Source organism: Pantoea sp. JZ29, assembly GCF_035190385.1.
GTDB classification, from domain to species: Bacteria; Pseudomonadota; Gammaproteobacteria; order Enterobacterales; family Enterobacteriaceae; genus Pantoea; species Pantoea stewartii.
The window spans coordinates 652,679-668,325 of sequence record NZ_CP045241.1 but is presented as its reverse complement, the minus strand read 5'-3'; the positions used below and the strand labels follow the sequence as shown (position 1 = coordinate 668,325).

15 protein-coding genes, 1 tRNA gene and 2 pseudogenes are annotated in these 15,647 nt (G+C 50.2%); 6 read left to right on the top strand and 12 right to left on the bottom strand.

Annotated features, from left to right (window positions below; genetic code table 11):
* Nucleotides 1-15: 15 nt before the first annotated feature.
* Nucleotides 16-1,860 carry an RNA polymerase sigma factor RpoD gene (rpoD, locus tag GC090_RS03250; RefSeq protein ID WP_028723590.1) on the top strand — a complete coding sequence of 615 codons (1,845 nt, stop codon included), beginning with the start codon at nt 16-18 and terminating at the stop codon, nt 1,858-1,860.
* Between the two features lie 72 nt (nt 1,861-1,932).
* Here the strand turns inward: rpoD and mug are convergent, their stop codons facing one another.
* Entirely contained in the window at nt 1,933-2,448 is a 516-nt protein-coding gene (mug, locus tag GC090_RS03245; RefSeq protein ID WP_006118211.1) for a G/U mismatch-specific DNA glycosylase, read from the bottom strand.
* A gap of 302 nt (nt 2,449-2,750) precedes the next feature.
* Between mug and GC090_RS03240 the strand changes: the two genes are divergently transcribed.
* From GC090_RS03240 to GC090_RS03225, 4 genes and pseudogenes are all read left to right on the top strand, one after another.
* Nucleotides 2,751-2,826, top strand: a tRNA-Ile gene (locus GC090_RS03240).
* Between the two features lie 390 nt (nt 2,827-3,216).
* Nucleotides 3,217-4,317: pseudogene (locus GC090_RS03235) on the top strand (IS3 family transposase).
* A 175-nt stretch (nt 4,318-4,492) separates the two neighbouring features.
* A complete protein-coding gene (locus GC090_RS03230) occupies nt 4,493-5,224 on the top strand; it encodes a DUF6216 family protein (protein ID WP_058708783.1) in 732 nt (243 codons plus the stop codon).
* 406 nt (nt 5,225-5,630) lie between these two features.
* Entirely contained in the window at nt 5,631-6,071 is a 441-nt protein-coding gene (locus GC090_RS03225; protein WP_205952308.1) for a WapI family immunity protein, read from the top strand.
* Between the two features lie 702 nt (nt 6,072-6,773).
* On the opposite strand, the pseudogene GC090_RS23245 reads toward GC090_RS03225, so the two are convergent.
* Nucleotides 6,774-7,061, bottom strand: a pseudogene (locus GC090_RS23245) (DUF1493 family protein); the annotation flags it as partial.
* Nucleotides 7,062-7,609: 548 nt separating this feature from the next.
* Nucleotides 7,610-7,801 carry a toxin-antitoxin system HicB family antitoxin gene (locus GC090_RS03215; protein WP_033739903.1) on the bottom strand — a complete coding sequence of 64 codons (192 nt, stop codon included), beginning with the start codon at nt 7,799-7,801 and terminating at the stop codon, nt 7,610-7,612.
* Between the two features lie 138 nt (nt 7,802-7,939).
* Between GC090_RS03215 and GC090_RS03210 the strand changes: the two genes are divergently transcribed.
* Nucleotides 7,940-8,470 (top strand): hypothetical protein, encoded by a 531-nt coding sequence (locus GC090_RS03210; RefSeq protein ID WP_324020851.1) that lies wholly within the window; start codon nt 7,940-7,942, stop codon nt 8,468-8,470.
* A 375-nt stretch (nt 8,471-8,845) separates the two neighbouring features.
* Here the strand turns inward: GC090_RS03210 and GC090_RS03205 are convergent, their stop codons facing one another.
* The 9 genes from GC090_RS03205 to GC090_RS03165 all read right to left on the bottom strand — a co-directional run bounded on the left by GC090_RS03205 (nt 8,846) and on the right by GC090_RS03165 (nt 15,644).
* A complete protein-coding gene (locus GC090_RS03205) occupies nt 8,846-9,067 on the bottom strand; it encodes an ogr/Delta-like zinc finger family protein (protein ID WP_058708780.1) in 222 nt (73 codons plus the stop codon).
* Nucleotides 9,068-9,140: 73 nt separating this feature from the next.
* Complete coding sequence (locus tag GC090_RS03200; RefSeq protein ID WP_324020849.1) at nt 9,141-10,298, bottom strand: contractile injection system protein, VgrG/Pvc8 family; 1,158 nt, start codon at nt 10,296-10,298, stop codon at nt 9,141-9,143.
* 1 nt (nt 10,299) lies between these two features.
* On the bottom strand, nt 10,300-10,803 hold the full coding sequence (locus GC090_RS03195) for a phage tail protein (RefSeq protein ID WP_205957018.1): 504 nt from the start codon (nt 10,801-10,803) through the stop codon (nt 10,300-10,302).
* 6 nt (nt 10,804-10,809) lie between these two features.
* Nucleotides 10,810-13,056, bottom strand: a complete 2,247-nt coding sequence (locus GC090_RS03190) for a phage tail tape measure protein (RefSeq protein WP_324020847.1) — start codon at nt 13,054-13,056, stop codon at nt 10,810-10,812.
* Nucleotides 13,049-13,171: a GpE family phage tail protein gene (locus tag GC090_RS03185; protein ID WP_013027268.1), complete on the bottom strand. Its 123-nt coding sequence runs from the start codon at nt 13,169-13,171 to the stop codon at nt 13,049-13,051. The genes GC090_RS03190 and GC090_RS03185 overlap by 8 nt, the downstream gene beginning before the upstream one ends.
* A gap of 32 nt (nt 13,172-13,203) precedes the next feature.
* Nucleotides 13,204-13,500 (bottom strand): phage tail assembly protein, encoded by a 297-nt coding sequence (locus tag GC090_RS03180; protein WP_033739909.1) that lies wholly within the window; start codon nt 13,498-13,500, stop codon nt 13,204-13,206.
* A gap of 54 nt (nt 13,501-13,554) precedes the next feature.
* The gene (locus GC090_RS03175) at nt 13,555-14,067 is read right to left on the bottom strand and encodes a phage major tail tube protein (RefSeq protein ID WP_110268421.1); all 513 of its coding nucleotides are present in this window, start codon (nt 14,065-14,067) and stop codon (nt 13,555-13,557) included.
* A gap of 12 nt (nt 14,068-14,079) precedes the next feature.
* On the bottom strand, nt 14,080-15,249 hold the full coding sequence (locus tag GC090_RS03170; RefSeq protein WP_324020845.1) for a phage tail sheath protein: 1,170 nt from the start codon (nt 15,247-15,249) through the stop codon (nt 14,080-14,082).
* A 173-nt stretch (nt 15,250-15,422) separates the two neighbouring features.
* Nucleotides 15,423-15,644 (bottom strand): YciI family protein, encoded by a 222-nt coding sequence (locus GC090_RS03165; RefSeq protein WP_324020843.1) that lies wholly within the window; start codon nt 15,642-15,644, stop codon nt 15,423-15,425.
* Nucleotides 15,645-15,647 lie beyond the last annotated feature (3 nt).

Below are 15,647 nucleotides of genomic sequence, written 5' to 3'. Positions count from 1 at the left end.
TGTGGATACCGTCTTATGGAGCAAAACCCGCAGTCACAGCTCAAGCTTCTTGTCACCCGTGGTAAGGAGCAAGGCTATCTGACCTATGCTGAGGTCAATGACCATCTGCCGGAAGATATCGTCGACTCCGATCAGATCGAAGACATCATCCAGATGATTAACGACATGGGCATCCAGGTGGTTGAAGAAGCCCCGGACGCCGACGATCTGATGCTGAATGAAAACAGCTCCGATACTGACGAAGATGCCGCGGAAGCTGCCGCTCAGGTATTATCCAGCGTTGAATCTGAAATTGGCCGCACCACCGACCCGGTTCGCATGTACATGCGTGAAATGGGTACCGTTGAACTGCTGACCCGCGAAGGCGAAATCGACATCGCGAAGCGTATTGAAGACGGTATCAACCAGGTTCAGTGCTCCGTTGCTGAATATCCGGAAGCCATTACCTACCTGCTGGATCAGTACGATCGTGTTGAAGCCGGTGAGTCGCGTCTGTCAGACCTTATCACTGGCTTTGTCGATCCTAACGCAGAAGAAGACCTGGCACCGACCGCCACCCACGTCGGTTCTGAGTTGTCCGAAGAAGATCGTAATGACGACGACGATGACGACGAAGAGAGCGACGACGACAGCTCTGACGACGATAACTCTATCGACCCGGAACTGGCGCGCGAGAAGTTCTCTGACCTGCGTACGCAATACGAAACGACGCGCGATGTGATCAAGAGCAAAGGACGCAGCCATGCGGCCTCTGTCGCTGAGATCCAGAACCTGTCTGACGTCTTCAAACAGTTCCGCCTGGTACCGAAGCAGTTCGACTACCTGGTGAACAATATGCGCGAAATGATGGAACGTGTCCGTACCCAGGAGCGTCTGATCATGAAGCTGTGTATTGAAGTGTGCAAAATGCCGAAGAAAAACTTCATTACGCTGTTCACCGGTAACGAGACCAACGAGAGCTGGTTCAAAGCCGCACTGGCGATGAACAAGCCATGGTCTGAAAAACTGCTGGACGTGCAGGATGACGTGATGCGTTCGCTGCAGAAGCTGGCACAGATTGAAGAAGAAACCGGCCTGACCATCGAGCAGGTGAAAGACATCAACCGTCGGATGTCGATCGGTGAAGCGAAAGCCCGCCGCGCGAAGAAAGAAATGGTTGAAGCTAACCTGCGTCTGGTGATTTCAATCGCCAAGAAATACACCAACCGTGGTCTGCAGTTCCTGGATCTGATTCAGGAAGGGAACATCGGTCTGATGAAAGCGGTTGATAAGTTTGAATACCGTCGCGGCTACAAGTTCTCGACCTACGCCACATGGTGGATTCGTCAGGCGATTACCCGTTCTATCGCTGACCAGGCGCGTACCATCCGTATTCCGGTGCATATGATTGAGACCATCAACAAACTCAACCGTATTTCGCGCCAGATGCTGCAGGAGATGGGCCGTGAGCCGACGCCAGAAGAACTGGCTGAGCGTATGCTGATGCCAGAAGATAAGATCCGCAAAGTGCTGAAGATTGCCAAAGAGCCTATCTCTATGGAGACGCCGATTGGTGATGATGAAGATTCACATCTGGGTGATTTTATCGAAGACACCACGCTGGAGCTGCCGCTGGACTCTGCGACCTCTGAGAGCCTGCGTTCTGCGACCCACGACGTGCTGGCTGGCCTGACCGCGCGTGAAGCCAAAGTGCTGCGCATGCGTTTCGGTATCGATATGAACACCGACCACACGTTAGAAGAAGTGGGCAAACAGTTTGACGTTACCCGTGAGCGTATTCGTCAGATTGAAGCGAAAGCCCTGCGTAAACTGCGCCACCCGAGCCGCTCGGAAGTGCTGCGTAGCTTCCTCGACGACTAAGTCCCTTAAAACCCCGGTTCGCCGGGGTTTTTTATGTCTGCTGCCCTGCCCTTTTCCCGCAAACCGCCACCATTAACGCCGCAGTTGTAACGCCTCGTACATCTGGCGATATAGGGCCACCATCTCTTCCAGTGAGGCCCGGTTTAATCCGCTGGGATTCGGCAACACCCACACCTGGGTTTTCCCCATGTAGATCGGCTGCTCGCCCCATTCCACTTTGCTCTGACGAAACGCGCGTTTAAAGGCATCTTTGCCCAGGATAGCCAGCGCGGCAGGCTGATAGCATAGAACCTTGTCCATCAGCCGCTGACCGCCATCACGTAGCTCATCACTGGCCAGTTCATTTGCCTGGATGGTCGGGCGCTCGACCAGCATTGTAATACCACAGCCGGTCTCCAGTAAGCGCTGCTCCTCTTCCGGCTTCAGTTGCTGCACCGTAAACCCTGCCAGGTGAATCACCTTCCAGAAGCGATTGCCGGGATGGGCAAAATGATAGCCGGTGTGCGCGGTCGACTGACCGGGATTAATGCCGCAGAAGAGGACGTTCAGGTCCGGTGCAATGATATCGGTGATGTTGTGTTCGCTCATGAGGCCTCCTGGCTTTGCGCTGCGTCCTGGCCGCTCACGCAAAGAATCCGTATTCGTCATAATCTTGCCAGTGGTTAACGCTTATTTGCGGAGCAATGTCGTGATCGCGGCTGTCTTTCCTACTGTTAAGCCCGGCAAGTCAATCGTGCATTACCGCGCATGTGATGACGCTGCGTATCAGCGTAGCGTTTTTGGCGGTTTTATCATAGTTATCAGCAAGTAAAACATTGCTGCTTATTTCAGCAACCAGCCGAACAACGCTGGATTGCCCCGAACAGATACTTTATAATCCCCGCTCCATTGGCCCCTTAGCTCAGTGGTTAGAGCAGGCGACTCATAATCGCTTGGTCGCTGGTTCAAACCCAGCAGGGGCCACCAGATAAAACAAGGAGTTAGATGAGAAATCGTCTGACTCCTTTTTCTTTGGGTGCGATTCAGGTGATGTAGTGGATGACGCAAGTGAATGGCTGGGTGACGTAAGTAGTATGGGTTTAAATGTCTGGCTGGCCGGTTGCCAGAAACCTGATTTCCTGTTTTCGAAAAGCCTGAAAGCCCTTCGAGTTCAATAATAAACACAGCCTTATCTAAACCATCCTAGGGTTGCAGTACAAAACAAGCCATGAGTTTCGACGATTCCATTCAGCAACTGCGTAATGAGCAACTAGCGTGCCGGTCAGATACAGAACGCTTTATAAGCATCCCGGCAAACCCGACCATTCACTTTAGAGATCTTCCGGCATACTGATTATGTCCACGGAGGAGATCGCCATGCTTAAAGCACGATTCACTGAACACCAGATCATAGCCGTTCTGAAGCCCGTCGAAGCCTGACGCACGATTAAGGATGTCTGCCGCGAGGCCGGGGTCCCTGAGGCCTCGTACTACAACTGGAAAGCGAAGTTCGGCGGCATGGAACCCTCTGATATCAAAAAGATTAAGGAACCTGAGGATGAAAACCGTCGACTGAAACAGATGTTTGCGGAACTGAGTCTCAAGTGCCGCGCCCTGATAGACGTTATTGAAAAAAGCTTTAAAACCAGCGATAAAGCGTGAGCTGGTCAGCTATCTGACCGCGCAGCTTGCCATGAGCTTACGTCAGGCATGCAGGACATTGTCACTGAGCAGGACGGTATTCGTTATCAGCCGGATACGCGACGTGATGAGCCGGTGATTATGGAACTGACCGTGGCGGCTGAACGCTATCCGCTATCCGCGATACGGATTTAAAAAAGCTTTTTCAGGTGCTATGCAGGCAGGGCAATAGGTGGAACCATAAAAGGGTTCGCCGTATTTATTGCCTGCTGAAACTGAATTTTCGCCGTAAGAGAAAACAGCGCCTGCCGGTGCGTAATCTGGCTCCGCTGGCGACGCCAGGAGGCGATGAACCAGAGCTGGCCCGTCGATTTTATGCACGATGCGCTGGTGTGCGGCTGGCGCTTCAGGACTTTCACCGTGGTGGATGATTTTAACCGCCAAGCACTGGCGATCGAAATTGACCTGAATATCCCGGCGCAGCGGATTGTGAGAGTGCTGGACATGATCGTGACAAACCGCGGATATCCGCTGAAAACGCGGATGGATAACGGTCCGGAGCTGATCTCGCTGACGCTGGCACAATGGGTAGAAGAACATGGTGTGATGCTGGAATTTATCAGGCCCGGCAAGCGCACGCAGAATGCCTTTATCGACCGGTTCAATCGTACATAAAGGACAGTAAAACTGGATTTTTATCTGTTCAGAACGCTGAATGAAGCACGGGAAATTACTGAGCGCTGGCTCAAAGAATATAACAGCGAGCGCCCTCATGAATCCCTGAATAACCTGACGCCTGAAGAATACCGGCTGACGGTCGAAAACCCGGAGATCTAAAAAAGTGCGTGAAATTAAAACAGGCATGCTTACAATAAAGTGCATTAATTCGGTGAGTTGTGTGTTCATGCTGAAATGATCGCAGTCTAAACATATTAAGGAAATCATTGCATTATGTGTGGCAGATGATACAAATTTATATACATTTTCAATCTGAAAAAAGCTGGAGAGCAATATGGTAGAAACACATGCTGTTAGCGGGCTGCTTAATAATCTTAGCATGAAGGATATAATTGTTAGCTTGGCAGGATTGACTGCTATATTAACTGCCTTAGGTAAATTTATAAGTACAACCATAAATAAATTAAACCTTCCTATAAAATATCATCAAGAAACTTATCGGAAAGCAGGTATAAAAACATGGCTATTAAAATTATTTTCTATAAGCATCAACCTTAAAAAGGTTCCAAAGTTAGATCGCATTGATCTTTTCTTTATTTATTTAATGATGGCGGTATTTATTTCTGCAGCTGTAACTTTTACATACCTAGACTGGAAGATCGCAATAGTTCCTAAAAACTGGACTGCATTAACGTTAAAATCAACAAAAGAAAAATTCCTTATTACATATGATAAAGCTTCTGCACATGCATTGAAACCATCTTGGTCAATTAGTAGTGAGCAGTGTAAATCAACCCCTCACACTACCCTAGCCTACAATAATAAAATATCCAATGAGCTTGCGAATGTAATTTGTGAAATTTTAAGTGCAACACCTCCTGATAAAAAACTCAAGCAATCCATACTGGAGTTTAACAAAAATCGTAATTTTTATATTATACTCCTTTCCCTATTAATATTACTTATGGTTTGGTTATCAATTGGCGCCAGGCTTAATATAAAGTACACAAAAAAATTAAGGGAGCATATTTTAAAGGAGCAAGAAATGGTAGAGAGATATACGTAATTTTATTTTCAATATATTCCCAACCAACGGAGTAATGCTTTCCATATTGCGTTGGTTAAATCACCCCTCTTAGTGAAAACTCATCAAGAATTTAAATTCTATAAGCTTCTTACCTGTTCACTAAGCAATTAGTTATGTTTCTCTTAAATAAAACAATTATTATTGACTGTAAAGATAGTTCCAACATAGCTCAAGTTGGAGGTAAAACGCATTAGCTCAACAATTTTTTTCATAGTGTTATAATGACATGAAAATAACTACTATACCTTAAACAGAAATTTTGACAAATTACATAGCACGATATACCACCTAACTTTTAAATTATATGATAAATCCATCTGATAAGAGAATCCGACTGGACAATCACCCACTTTATGTATTTTTAAAAACCGACAGGAACGCATCAATGTTTGATATTAAAGACGAGAAATTTACGTTTACGGTTTCTCCTTTTGAAAGAGTGGTCGATAACGACATTGACCCTGAACATCATCGCTGGGACTGGATAAAATCTTTTGTTGAATTTTCTGTTCCTGGCCTGAAAGCGCAGTTTCAAACTGAATTTACGGTAGGCGAGCTACTGGAACTACGTGAGCAATTTGCAGCGCACCATAACGCTTTAATTGCTCAACGTGAGATAAAGCCTTTCGAGTTTCAAAGCCAGTGCCATCAACTGAATATGATAATCAGGAAAGTAACCGGCGAAGAGGGTGTAATTATTGAATATAACCTTCGTCCTGAAGCGCATGCTGACAGCGCTCAGGTGAAAGGTGATTTCGACATCAATGAGAGCTACTTCCCAGATATTTTAAAACGGCTGGATGAGATGATTGAATGGCAAAATTAAGCCTTCCCGCCTCTAAAATTTTCCTGATAGTCCCCGCTGTAACGGGGATGTTTCTGTTTAGGCTTTCCCGGCCAACTAATATCCGGTGCCGTTAAGGTCTCCACGCGGTAGGTTCTCCATTACTCCAGTAGCGCTTTCTCGCTCTCCATGGCGATGCCCAACTCGTCCGCATCCTGCAAGGGCGGAATAACGTATTACACCTCACATTACGCTAAGAATGGCACACTTTGACCTACTCACATTTCCCCCATGATTTTGCGCGGACCAGCCACTGTAAAACAGGTCCGCAGATCCTATACGCTTTCCTGGATTGCTTTCGCTCAACGTTTTCAGCTTTGGCAAAATTTTGCTCTCAGTGCGTTGGTAACGCATACAGAGCGTACAGCAGGTATGCTATTTTTTTAACCTGACAAAATATCGGTAGATTTTTTTTGCCAGACAGATAGCGGCAATGCCCAGCAAAATCGATGTTATACCGAGAAAAAGCATTAACGAAAGGAGATGGCTAAACATCCCGCCCAGGCTTGTGAAATCGCTGAGTCTGACGAGTTGTTCTGGGGTTAGTGTACGAACCACTATTTCCGGAAGAATCAGAAAACATATAATGACTGCTAAAATATAAATCGTCTTATTTTTTCCCTTTTTCATTATTTTCCTGTCTGAGTTTGAGGGTAAGGTATTTTCTGTTTTTGATTTTTCTTCATCCGTCCAGTGACCTGCTCGGGCCGAGTCAATCAGTAATTGAATGGTCAACGCCTTTTCTGCTTTGCCATTGTCTTCAGGAAAATAGCGAGTGAAATTGATTTCATCTAAATTAATTGAAAATTTCTCTGTGAATTCCTCTAGTAAATCATAGACATCTAACGGGTCCATTCGAAAATCTTGATTAAGATCGGTATTATGTTTGAGCGGATACCGCTTAAAGGTAAATATGCTTCGACCATTGTAAGTCTCAACAAGATCGAGTACTGCTTTTTCTGTCTCGTCCATTATCGTAGTCTGCTCTTCTTTCTGGCAATCTTATTTTATTTGAATGTTATCTCATAGCTAATTTTGTAAGCGTACAACTTAGATTGCTCATTCATTTATAAGGATCTTACATCCTGATTATTTACTTTGAGCAAGTCAATATGGGTAAGGCCCGATTCACTGAACATCATATTACAGATAAATATTTAAATTTCATGGTGTTTTGAAAATCGTCATGAAAAAGATTATACGGTTGAGGTTAAACCCACTTACTGTATCTTACATAAAGATAAGCAACGATACCGACCCAGGCAACCACAAACCCCATTGGGTAAAATGGAACGAATCGCACAATAAAATAAGCACCAACAACACTGACTATAATCGGTACAAGATAGAAAAAAGATTGAAGTAACCATAAAATAAAAAGCTTCATTTACTCACAACTCCATCAAAGCCTCAGCTATTTTATCAAACTTGTAATGGCCACATTAAAAAATTCACAATAGTGAAATTTAGCTTTTTTTCATTTACCACACATATAATTAACTCAATATTTCACGCACAAATTACCCCTCCGGCTCAATCCCCCTTGCCTTTAACGCCTCTCTCGCCAGGTTCTTCAGCCAGCTTGCCAGACTAATTCCTTCTTCAGCTGCAACCGCATCGAGCTGTTTTTTCAAGGCGGGATCAATGCGCATTTGAAATTGTGGGGACTTGCCTCCACCTTTTGGTTTTTTTTCACGCATTATAATTGACATGTACTGACCTATTCCCTCATTTTAATCCTTTAAAAGACCACACTAACATGAGGCCTTTTATGAGAGCAACGCCCCGGCAGTGATGCAACACATACCGGAGCGTCTGACCACAACGTTCACTCTAAAGGAAACAACGCTATGGCTAATACCAATAGTAACACAACCACTCATTATGAAATCGTGGACATTCAGCCAGTTATCGAACCGGCAGTATCAACCCTTTTGAAAACACCGCTCGGCACGACGCACGATCTCTTTCAGGTGCTGGAGGCATGTAGCCACTATGTCGATGCCCTGGTGGAATATCACGATATCACCGCTCGTATGGCACTATGCGGCCGTCTGCTCGCTGCACTGGAAGTCTTGAAAGTTCTGTTAGACAAGCCACTGCCAGAACACCTGATTAAACGCCTCACGCTGGAGAAAGGTAATGACAAAGCCTGTCGCAGCGGTTGTTCGATAGATTCGGAAGAGATGCGGCAATATTGCAGCGCATTGACGTTAGTGTTGCTGAATCAGCCGGCTTCTACAGACTTGCAGAAACACATCACCGGCTTGTTATTCCAGATGATTAACATCATGACTGATGACTTAACCGCGCCGCGTTTTGTGCAAACAGCGTCGGGGCTGGTGATGATCGATAGCAAACTTACAGATAGCGTTCATTAATTTCGGCCCTTTCCCTTCTTCCCTTTGGAAGAAGGGAATTCGCATACCGAATTCAAATCCCAGCGCGGACTTACTCTTAGTACCAAAATACTTTATCACCCCTGCGTTTTCTTCTGGCGAAAATCGCCACGCTTTTTCTCTCTTCACCGGAAGCCTGTTTTGCCTGACTCATATCAGTGAAATCTTTTTATTCCGTACAGTAATTGCCAGTGTCCCCCCAAGGGCCCCGGCCCTCACCACCGTACAGTTATTAACAGCACTCCCAGAGGCCGCTGTCGCGCCCTTAAACGTCAACGGCGCGTGGGCCTTCAGCCCCGTCTGTCCTCTATCCCACCTAAACCGCTATCATAAAAAACCCGCTTTCGCGGGTTGGGCTTACAGCATCTGCGGTGACGGGTTATTGCTGCCTTTCGCCATCACCGGCACGGTATTAATCTGCGCCGGTTCGACGATAATCCCGGATACGCTCTCCAGGGTTTTAAAGGTACAACTGCAGTTAATGTTCTGGCACTGGTGATAACGTTCTTTCGTCTCTTTCGAAACGTAACGGCTGCTTTTCGTATGGGCGGCGGTCTGACATTTTGGGCAATGCATCATAGTTGTTCTCCTCTCTGGCATAGTGCAACATTAGCCAAAGACTAAGCAAAAAGCAACAATAATTAGACTAAATCTAACCACCTTGCTTTTCAACTAAGATGTATTCCACGTTTTCGATCATAAGCTCCAGGTTCAACTGGGTGGTAAAGCCACTTTTATCGAGGGTATGCACGATATTGGTAATCAGCCATTTTTGATTATCGATGACCGATTTAAAACCTTGAGCTTTGACCGGCGTTTCAGGAATCAACTCCGCAGCACCCAGCGCCAGTAGGATCTTCAGCGTAGCCCGGTTGCGTTGCAGTTCCTGCCACTTTGCCTTAGCCGCCTCCTCTGCTTCCTCCTGGCTACTGAAGTGCGTATTCAGTACATACAGCTTCTTATTGCTGCCAAAAACATAGGTTTTTCCCGGGTCTTGTTGCCCGATTGTGGGGATATTTTTGGCCGCGGGATGGACAGGGTTCACCGTCGGTGTTGCTGGCGGTATCGTGTTGACGGTTACCCCTTTCTGCTGCGCCTTTTTCTGATCGTACCATTTTGCTTCTACGCCACTGTAATCGTCGCGCTTAAACAATTTGTACTCATACTTATCGCCATCCTGTCGGTTCAGATTCAGGAGTGAAATCGGCTTTCCGCTCACGGTCACGCCCTGCCCGGGGGCAAAGAACTGCAGCATTTCTTTTTTAATTGTCGCCACCGCGCCAACCAGCATAGCCAGACGAGTAATAAATGTGCCGTCCGTTTCCTGCGTTTGATCGAGATGCTTAATCTTTTTCTTAGCTATCTCCTGCGAAACTTTCCACTTGAGGTTGTTACGTTTCGCGATTTTCTCCACGGCCTCGCCAACCGTCATGTCTGGATATGAATCAGTGATTTTAACATCGAGCGAACCGCTAAAATCGGCGCTTCGGGCGACCACCGTTATCGTGTCCGGCGCGCCCTGGTAGGTGACCTCATCAATGAGGTAGATGCCTTTATTTGCAAGCGGCTGTCCTTTCCAGCCAATCTCCAGGGCGATTTTTGCGCCAAAAGGCGGCATGACCAACTGGCCGTCGCTGTCGTCCAGTGTCAGCTCCAGTTGATCGGCCTGCAAGCCACGGTTATCCGTTAACTTCAGAGAAATCAGCCGTGGGCGAATATCTTCCGTTTTATCCTTCGTCTCAATTTTGATATTGAAGTCCGGCGTCGGCGCAACGCGCAGAGGCACCGGAATCGGGGCGATATCGCTCATCTCAGCGCCCTCCGCTCAGCGCAGAGGTAACGCTGTTGATGACAGAACCCACCCGTTGCGCTGCGTCACTAGCCCGGTTTTGCAGTTCTTCCGCCTGCCTTTTTAAGTCGCCGAACATGCTGGTCAGCGAATCGTCAACCCGCAGCAGGTTGAGGGTAAAGCCAATCTTGCGCGCGCTGCCGTCGCTGTAAAATTCCGTATGCGTGGCCGAGAAATCTGCTACGACAAACATGCCGTAAATAATGCCATTACCGCCAATCAGCGGCCACGCCAGGCCTTCATCGGCCATCGCCTTCAGTGCCAGCAGCGTGACATTGCCGCCGGTGATTTCAGGCCGGAGCTCGCCAGACAGGGTGATTTTATCGTCACCGGCACCCATAAACTGGGTCGACTCACGTCGCCCCACGCGACTGTTCTTTGCCCAGCGATAGCCCACGTCATGCTTCAGATTGTCGAAGGGAAGGGTTTGCCGTACAAACGGCATCATGCCTAATATCATCATCATGGTGAATTAATCCCGGCTAAACATGGAGTTATAGCTGCTATCAGCCGTGGACCACGGCGATGCCGTGGAATACTGTGCAACGGCCTGTCCAATCGCCTGGGGGTCGCCTGTCGCATAGATGTTGTTGGTTACGGTGTGCTGACGGTTATCCACGTTTGAATTGTTAACCGAGGGCAAAGGCTGATTGAGCGTGCTGTTAAGGCTGGCGCGCGATGCGGCCGGACGGGCATACGCATTATCCTCATCCTCGTCGTCCTGCTCGCGCATTTTGGGCGGTGGCAGCTTGTCTTTCACCTTGTCAGATTTCTCATCGATGATGCCAAGTTTGCCCAGCACCCAGTCAATGCCGCCCCGCAGTTGGTTAAGGGCTTCACCGGGCAATTTCAGCGCTGTCGCCAGCATGTTGCCGAAGCGCTGTCCCATCTCCCCTGCTGAAGCCAGCTCCTGCTGAGAAAACTTCACGGGTTCCAGCAGCTTCGAGAACCATGCGCCCAGCTCGGACACTTTGTTACTGAACCAGTCAAATACCGGCTTCAGCGGCGCGAACGCGTCGCTGATCGGTCCCATCGCCGCGCTGAAACCTTCAGCAACCCCGCTGATAAAAGCGCTAATCGGATCCCAGTATTGGTAAACCAACATGGCGCCCGCCGCGATAGCCGCGCCAAGCAAGACCACCGGTAGCGTAATCGCCCCCAGCGTGGCCGTAATCGCGCCACCGATGATGGCAAACGCGCTGCCCAGCAGCTCCACACCCGCCATGATAGTGCTCAGCCCGCTAATGACAGGCCAGGCAATGTTTCCCACGCTGGCCAGGGAATCCACCAACGTCAGCCCACCGGCCGCCAGCGTCAGCAGGCTGTCCGAGAGCTGGGGATTGATATTCATAACGCCGGTCAGGACGGACTGTACGGACAAGCCGTCCTGGGTGATGGCCTGCAGGCTGGTATCAACCGACGCGTCTGCGGCTGGCGGCTGGGCAGCGGGCGCCTGAGACAGCTGATCCAGTCGGCCACTGGCTGCGCCCTTCATCAGCACTGCGGCAGGGGCCGCGCCCTGTTCACCAAAAATGGCCTGCAGATAAGCGGCTTGTTGGGCTGCGTCGAGTTTATTTTTCTCAAATGCCGCCTGTACCTGACCGAGCACCGCGAAAATGGGCTGGTTGTTGCCCTGGTCGTCAGCGGTTTGCACATTCAACGCTTTCAGAGCGCTGTCTGCGCTGGCGTCCGGTGCCTGAACATGTGTCAACATGGCGCTGACGCCAGCACCGGCCTGGCTGCCCGTCATGCCGTTTTCCGCCAGCACGCCCATCATGGCCGCGGTCTGACCGACGCTTACACCGGCGTCCTTCGCGGCTGGCCCTACAGCGACCATCGCCGTCTTAAGCGCGGTAAAATCGGTGGTTTTATTGGCAAAGGTCGATGAGAGCACGTCGCCTAACTGACCAACCTGGTCATCTGCAATGCCGAACGCGTTTTTAATATTGAGCACCAAAGACGCGCTTTCTTGCATGCTACGTTGCGTCGCGTTTGCAAGGTTAGCCACTGCCGGTGCTGCAGCTTTTGCCTCTCCCGATGAGCCACCCGATTGCGTAATCGCCGCGCGGGCTTGCACAACCTCATTTGCAGGTGACAGGTAACCAATGACTTTTCGGCCCTTCTCAACAAAGTCTTTGGCCTTCGAACTGGCACTTTGCACGTTATCTGCCAGCGCCATGCCGGCACGGTAGCGATCGCGTATGCGGTTGAGCTTGTCCTGACGTTGATTCAGCCGATCCATGGACTGACCCTGCGCATTGAGGGTGGATGTCGTCTGCTCGGCTTGTTGGTTCAGCTTCCGGCGCTCACTGCTCAACCGGCGCGTGGAAATCCCGGCGTCATTCAGCGCCTGGCGTTGCTCCTGTACCGACTGACGCAGCTGAATATTTTTTTGCTGCAGCGCGTTAGCCGACTGACGCAGCTTATCCAGCGCCTGCGTTTGTTCCGCGGTGGGGTTTTGGGTGTTTTTAAGTTGAATGGCGAGTGCTGCCGCTTCTGCCCGGGTATTTTTAAGATTTTGCTGGGTCAGCGTCAGTTCTTTGCGTGTCGCCCGGAACCCTTCAATCTGCGCGGATTTAGCGTTGAGCGCATCCAGGTGGTCCTGCGTTTCCTGGATATCCGCAGACAGTTTTTCTGTTTCTTTACGCACGGCACTGAACGGGCGCGTCGCCCGATCAACCGCTTCCAGCAGCACTTGCAGCTTGAGCGTGTTACTCATCTGAGGTTACTCCACTGCGGATCATCACTCTATGCCGCCAGTCGAGTAACTCTTCCAGCGACATGGGATACATTTCTGAGGGGGGCCAGTGAAAAACGCTGGCAATATCGGCCATCAGATCATTGACCGTCATATCGCGGGGCCAGCTTACGTGGCCGATTTCGCTGACAAAAAACCAATCACCTTGCCGCCCAGGGCAATCAGGTCAACCGGGTCCAGCGCATTGCATTCCGCTTTGGTCAGCGAAGGCATCGTGATACGGGGCAGCACCATCAACAGCGCATCCACATCGGACGAGGCCAGCTCGGCCAGTCGTACACCGCGCAGTGCGCCGGCGTTCGGTTTGACCAGCTCGACCTGGGCGATCACTACATCACCGCGTGAAATCGGGCTTTCCAGCACCACCAGGTTGTCTTTCTGTTCCGGCTTATCCAGCTGTTCCATTTTTTCTCCATCTCAATCAAGAGGGGCCAGCGCAGAACGCGCTGGCCTTTGTTATTACACCAGGCCGAGATTTTTACGGCGCTGTTCCAGACGATCGACGCCGTTGACCTTCTCCACCATGTTGACGGTGTCGATTTCGATCAGCTCTTTGCCATTCCAGGTCAGTTTGAAATAGGTATTTTTGCTGGTGACTTTGGTTTCGGTGTTTTCACCCTGCTTGGCTTCACCGAAGTCAAACGCCTGATGCTTACCGCGCACTTCAATTTCAACGGCAATCTCTTCGCCGGTGTCATCGCGCTGATAAGAACCGGTAAAACGTAACGGAACGTTGGCCGTTGCGCCCCACTGGCTGAGTACCAGCTCATCCATACCGCCCAGCGTCCACTCCATATCGAGCGCCGCATCGTCCAGGCCGTTATCGATAAACGCGGCGCCGTTCATGCCGCCTGCGCGATAGGTATCCAGCTTGCGTGACAGCTTCGGCAACGTAACGGCGGTTACAATGCCCTGATAGCTGTTTGAATCATTAAAGAGGTTTAACCCCTTGAGTTTACGTGGCAGTGCCATTTATCCGGCTCCTTAGCTGTTTACGGATGCGGCGAAGTTCGCCAGATAGGTATCAGTGATGCGCTGACGCAGCGTCAGATCTTCCAGCGGGGGTACCGGCGTGTACTCGTAATCGATAAACAGTTTGCCCGCCTTCAGGCTCTCTTTATCGTTCGCACTTTCGTCGTACCAGCAGTTCGCACCCAGCAGATAACCAGCGCTGACCAGTTCACGGAACTTCGCGTTGATGCCAGCGATGATTTCGCGTACCAGCACTGGCGTCAGCGGTTTATCGTTGGCCCACATGTGCGCTTCCGCCATGGTATCGGCCAGCACCTGCGCTGAACGGGTGTAGTTCTCAAACGCGAAAAGCGGATCGTCGCTACAGGTACGGTTGCCCCAGAAACGGAAGCCGTCTTTGCGGATTAGCGTGGTGACGCACTTCTCATTCAGCAGATCGGCATCGGTGCCAGTCTGTTGCAGATCCCAGAAAACGTCTGCAGAGATGCCGGTTACGCCATTGACGCCCACGTTGGACAGGGTTTTATGCCAGCCCGTATCGTTGTCAATTTTGGCGCGCAGGCCCAGCGCACGTGCGGTGGCATAAGCCATTTCAGATTTGCTGGTCGCGGTATTCCAGGCAATAAAGTCTGGCCAGATGACCATCAGCTCACGCTGGCTGAAGTTTTCGCGGTACTTCATGGCATCAGAGATGGTTTTGCTGTTCCAGGCGGACACGTAAGCAAAGCCACGCAGCTGCTGTGCAATGCTGGCCAGCGCGGTCGCCACTTCCAGCGAATCCAGCCCTGGCACGCCCAGAATACGTGGCTTAACACCCAGCTGAGTTTGCGCGCTGAGCAGCGCCTTCATGCCGGTGTATTTACCGTTCGCGTCTGTCGAGCCAATCAGGTTAGAGGTGGTTTCCGCCTGACTCGCGCCTTCTGCTACGCGAACCACGACAGTTACCGGCTTCGCCTGGTCAGCAATCGCCTGCAGCGCGGCCGCCAGGGTGCCCTGGGTACCGGCTTTGCCGATGGCCGCCTGCACGTTGGTCAGCAGAACAGGTGTGTTAAGAGGGAACGCCGTTGCATCAGCATCTTCTGCGGTGCAGATCATGCCAACAATGGCGGTTGAAACAGTCGAGATGGTGCGTGTGCCGTCATTAATTTCGACGACGCGGACACCGTGATGAAAATCAGACATCTGTAGCACTCCGTGTTGAGGGTGTGCTCAGAGTGTCAGGTCAGCAGAAAGGATGCATGCGATTGCGGTTTGCTGGCGCGTGGCTAAACAGCGGCGATAATTTACAGGGTAACGGGGCTGTCAAAAGCCTTACTCCAGAGCCGGATATCCACGTTTTGACGCAGTCCCTCTTGCTATAACGGGTCCTGCTTCAGGAGGGTTTCAACGGCTTCTTTGGATGCGGCTTCCACAATCCATAACGCACCATCGGGATGAGCCGTGGCATGCTCTCTGAGGGAGCCCGCAATCAGTACGCCTGACCTGACGCTTTCCAGCCACTGCAGATGAGCGTCCATATAGATTTTGCGGATATCAGCCCGGTCGGCACGATCGTAAAAACGCACGGCAAATAACATCGC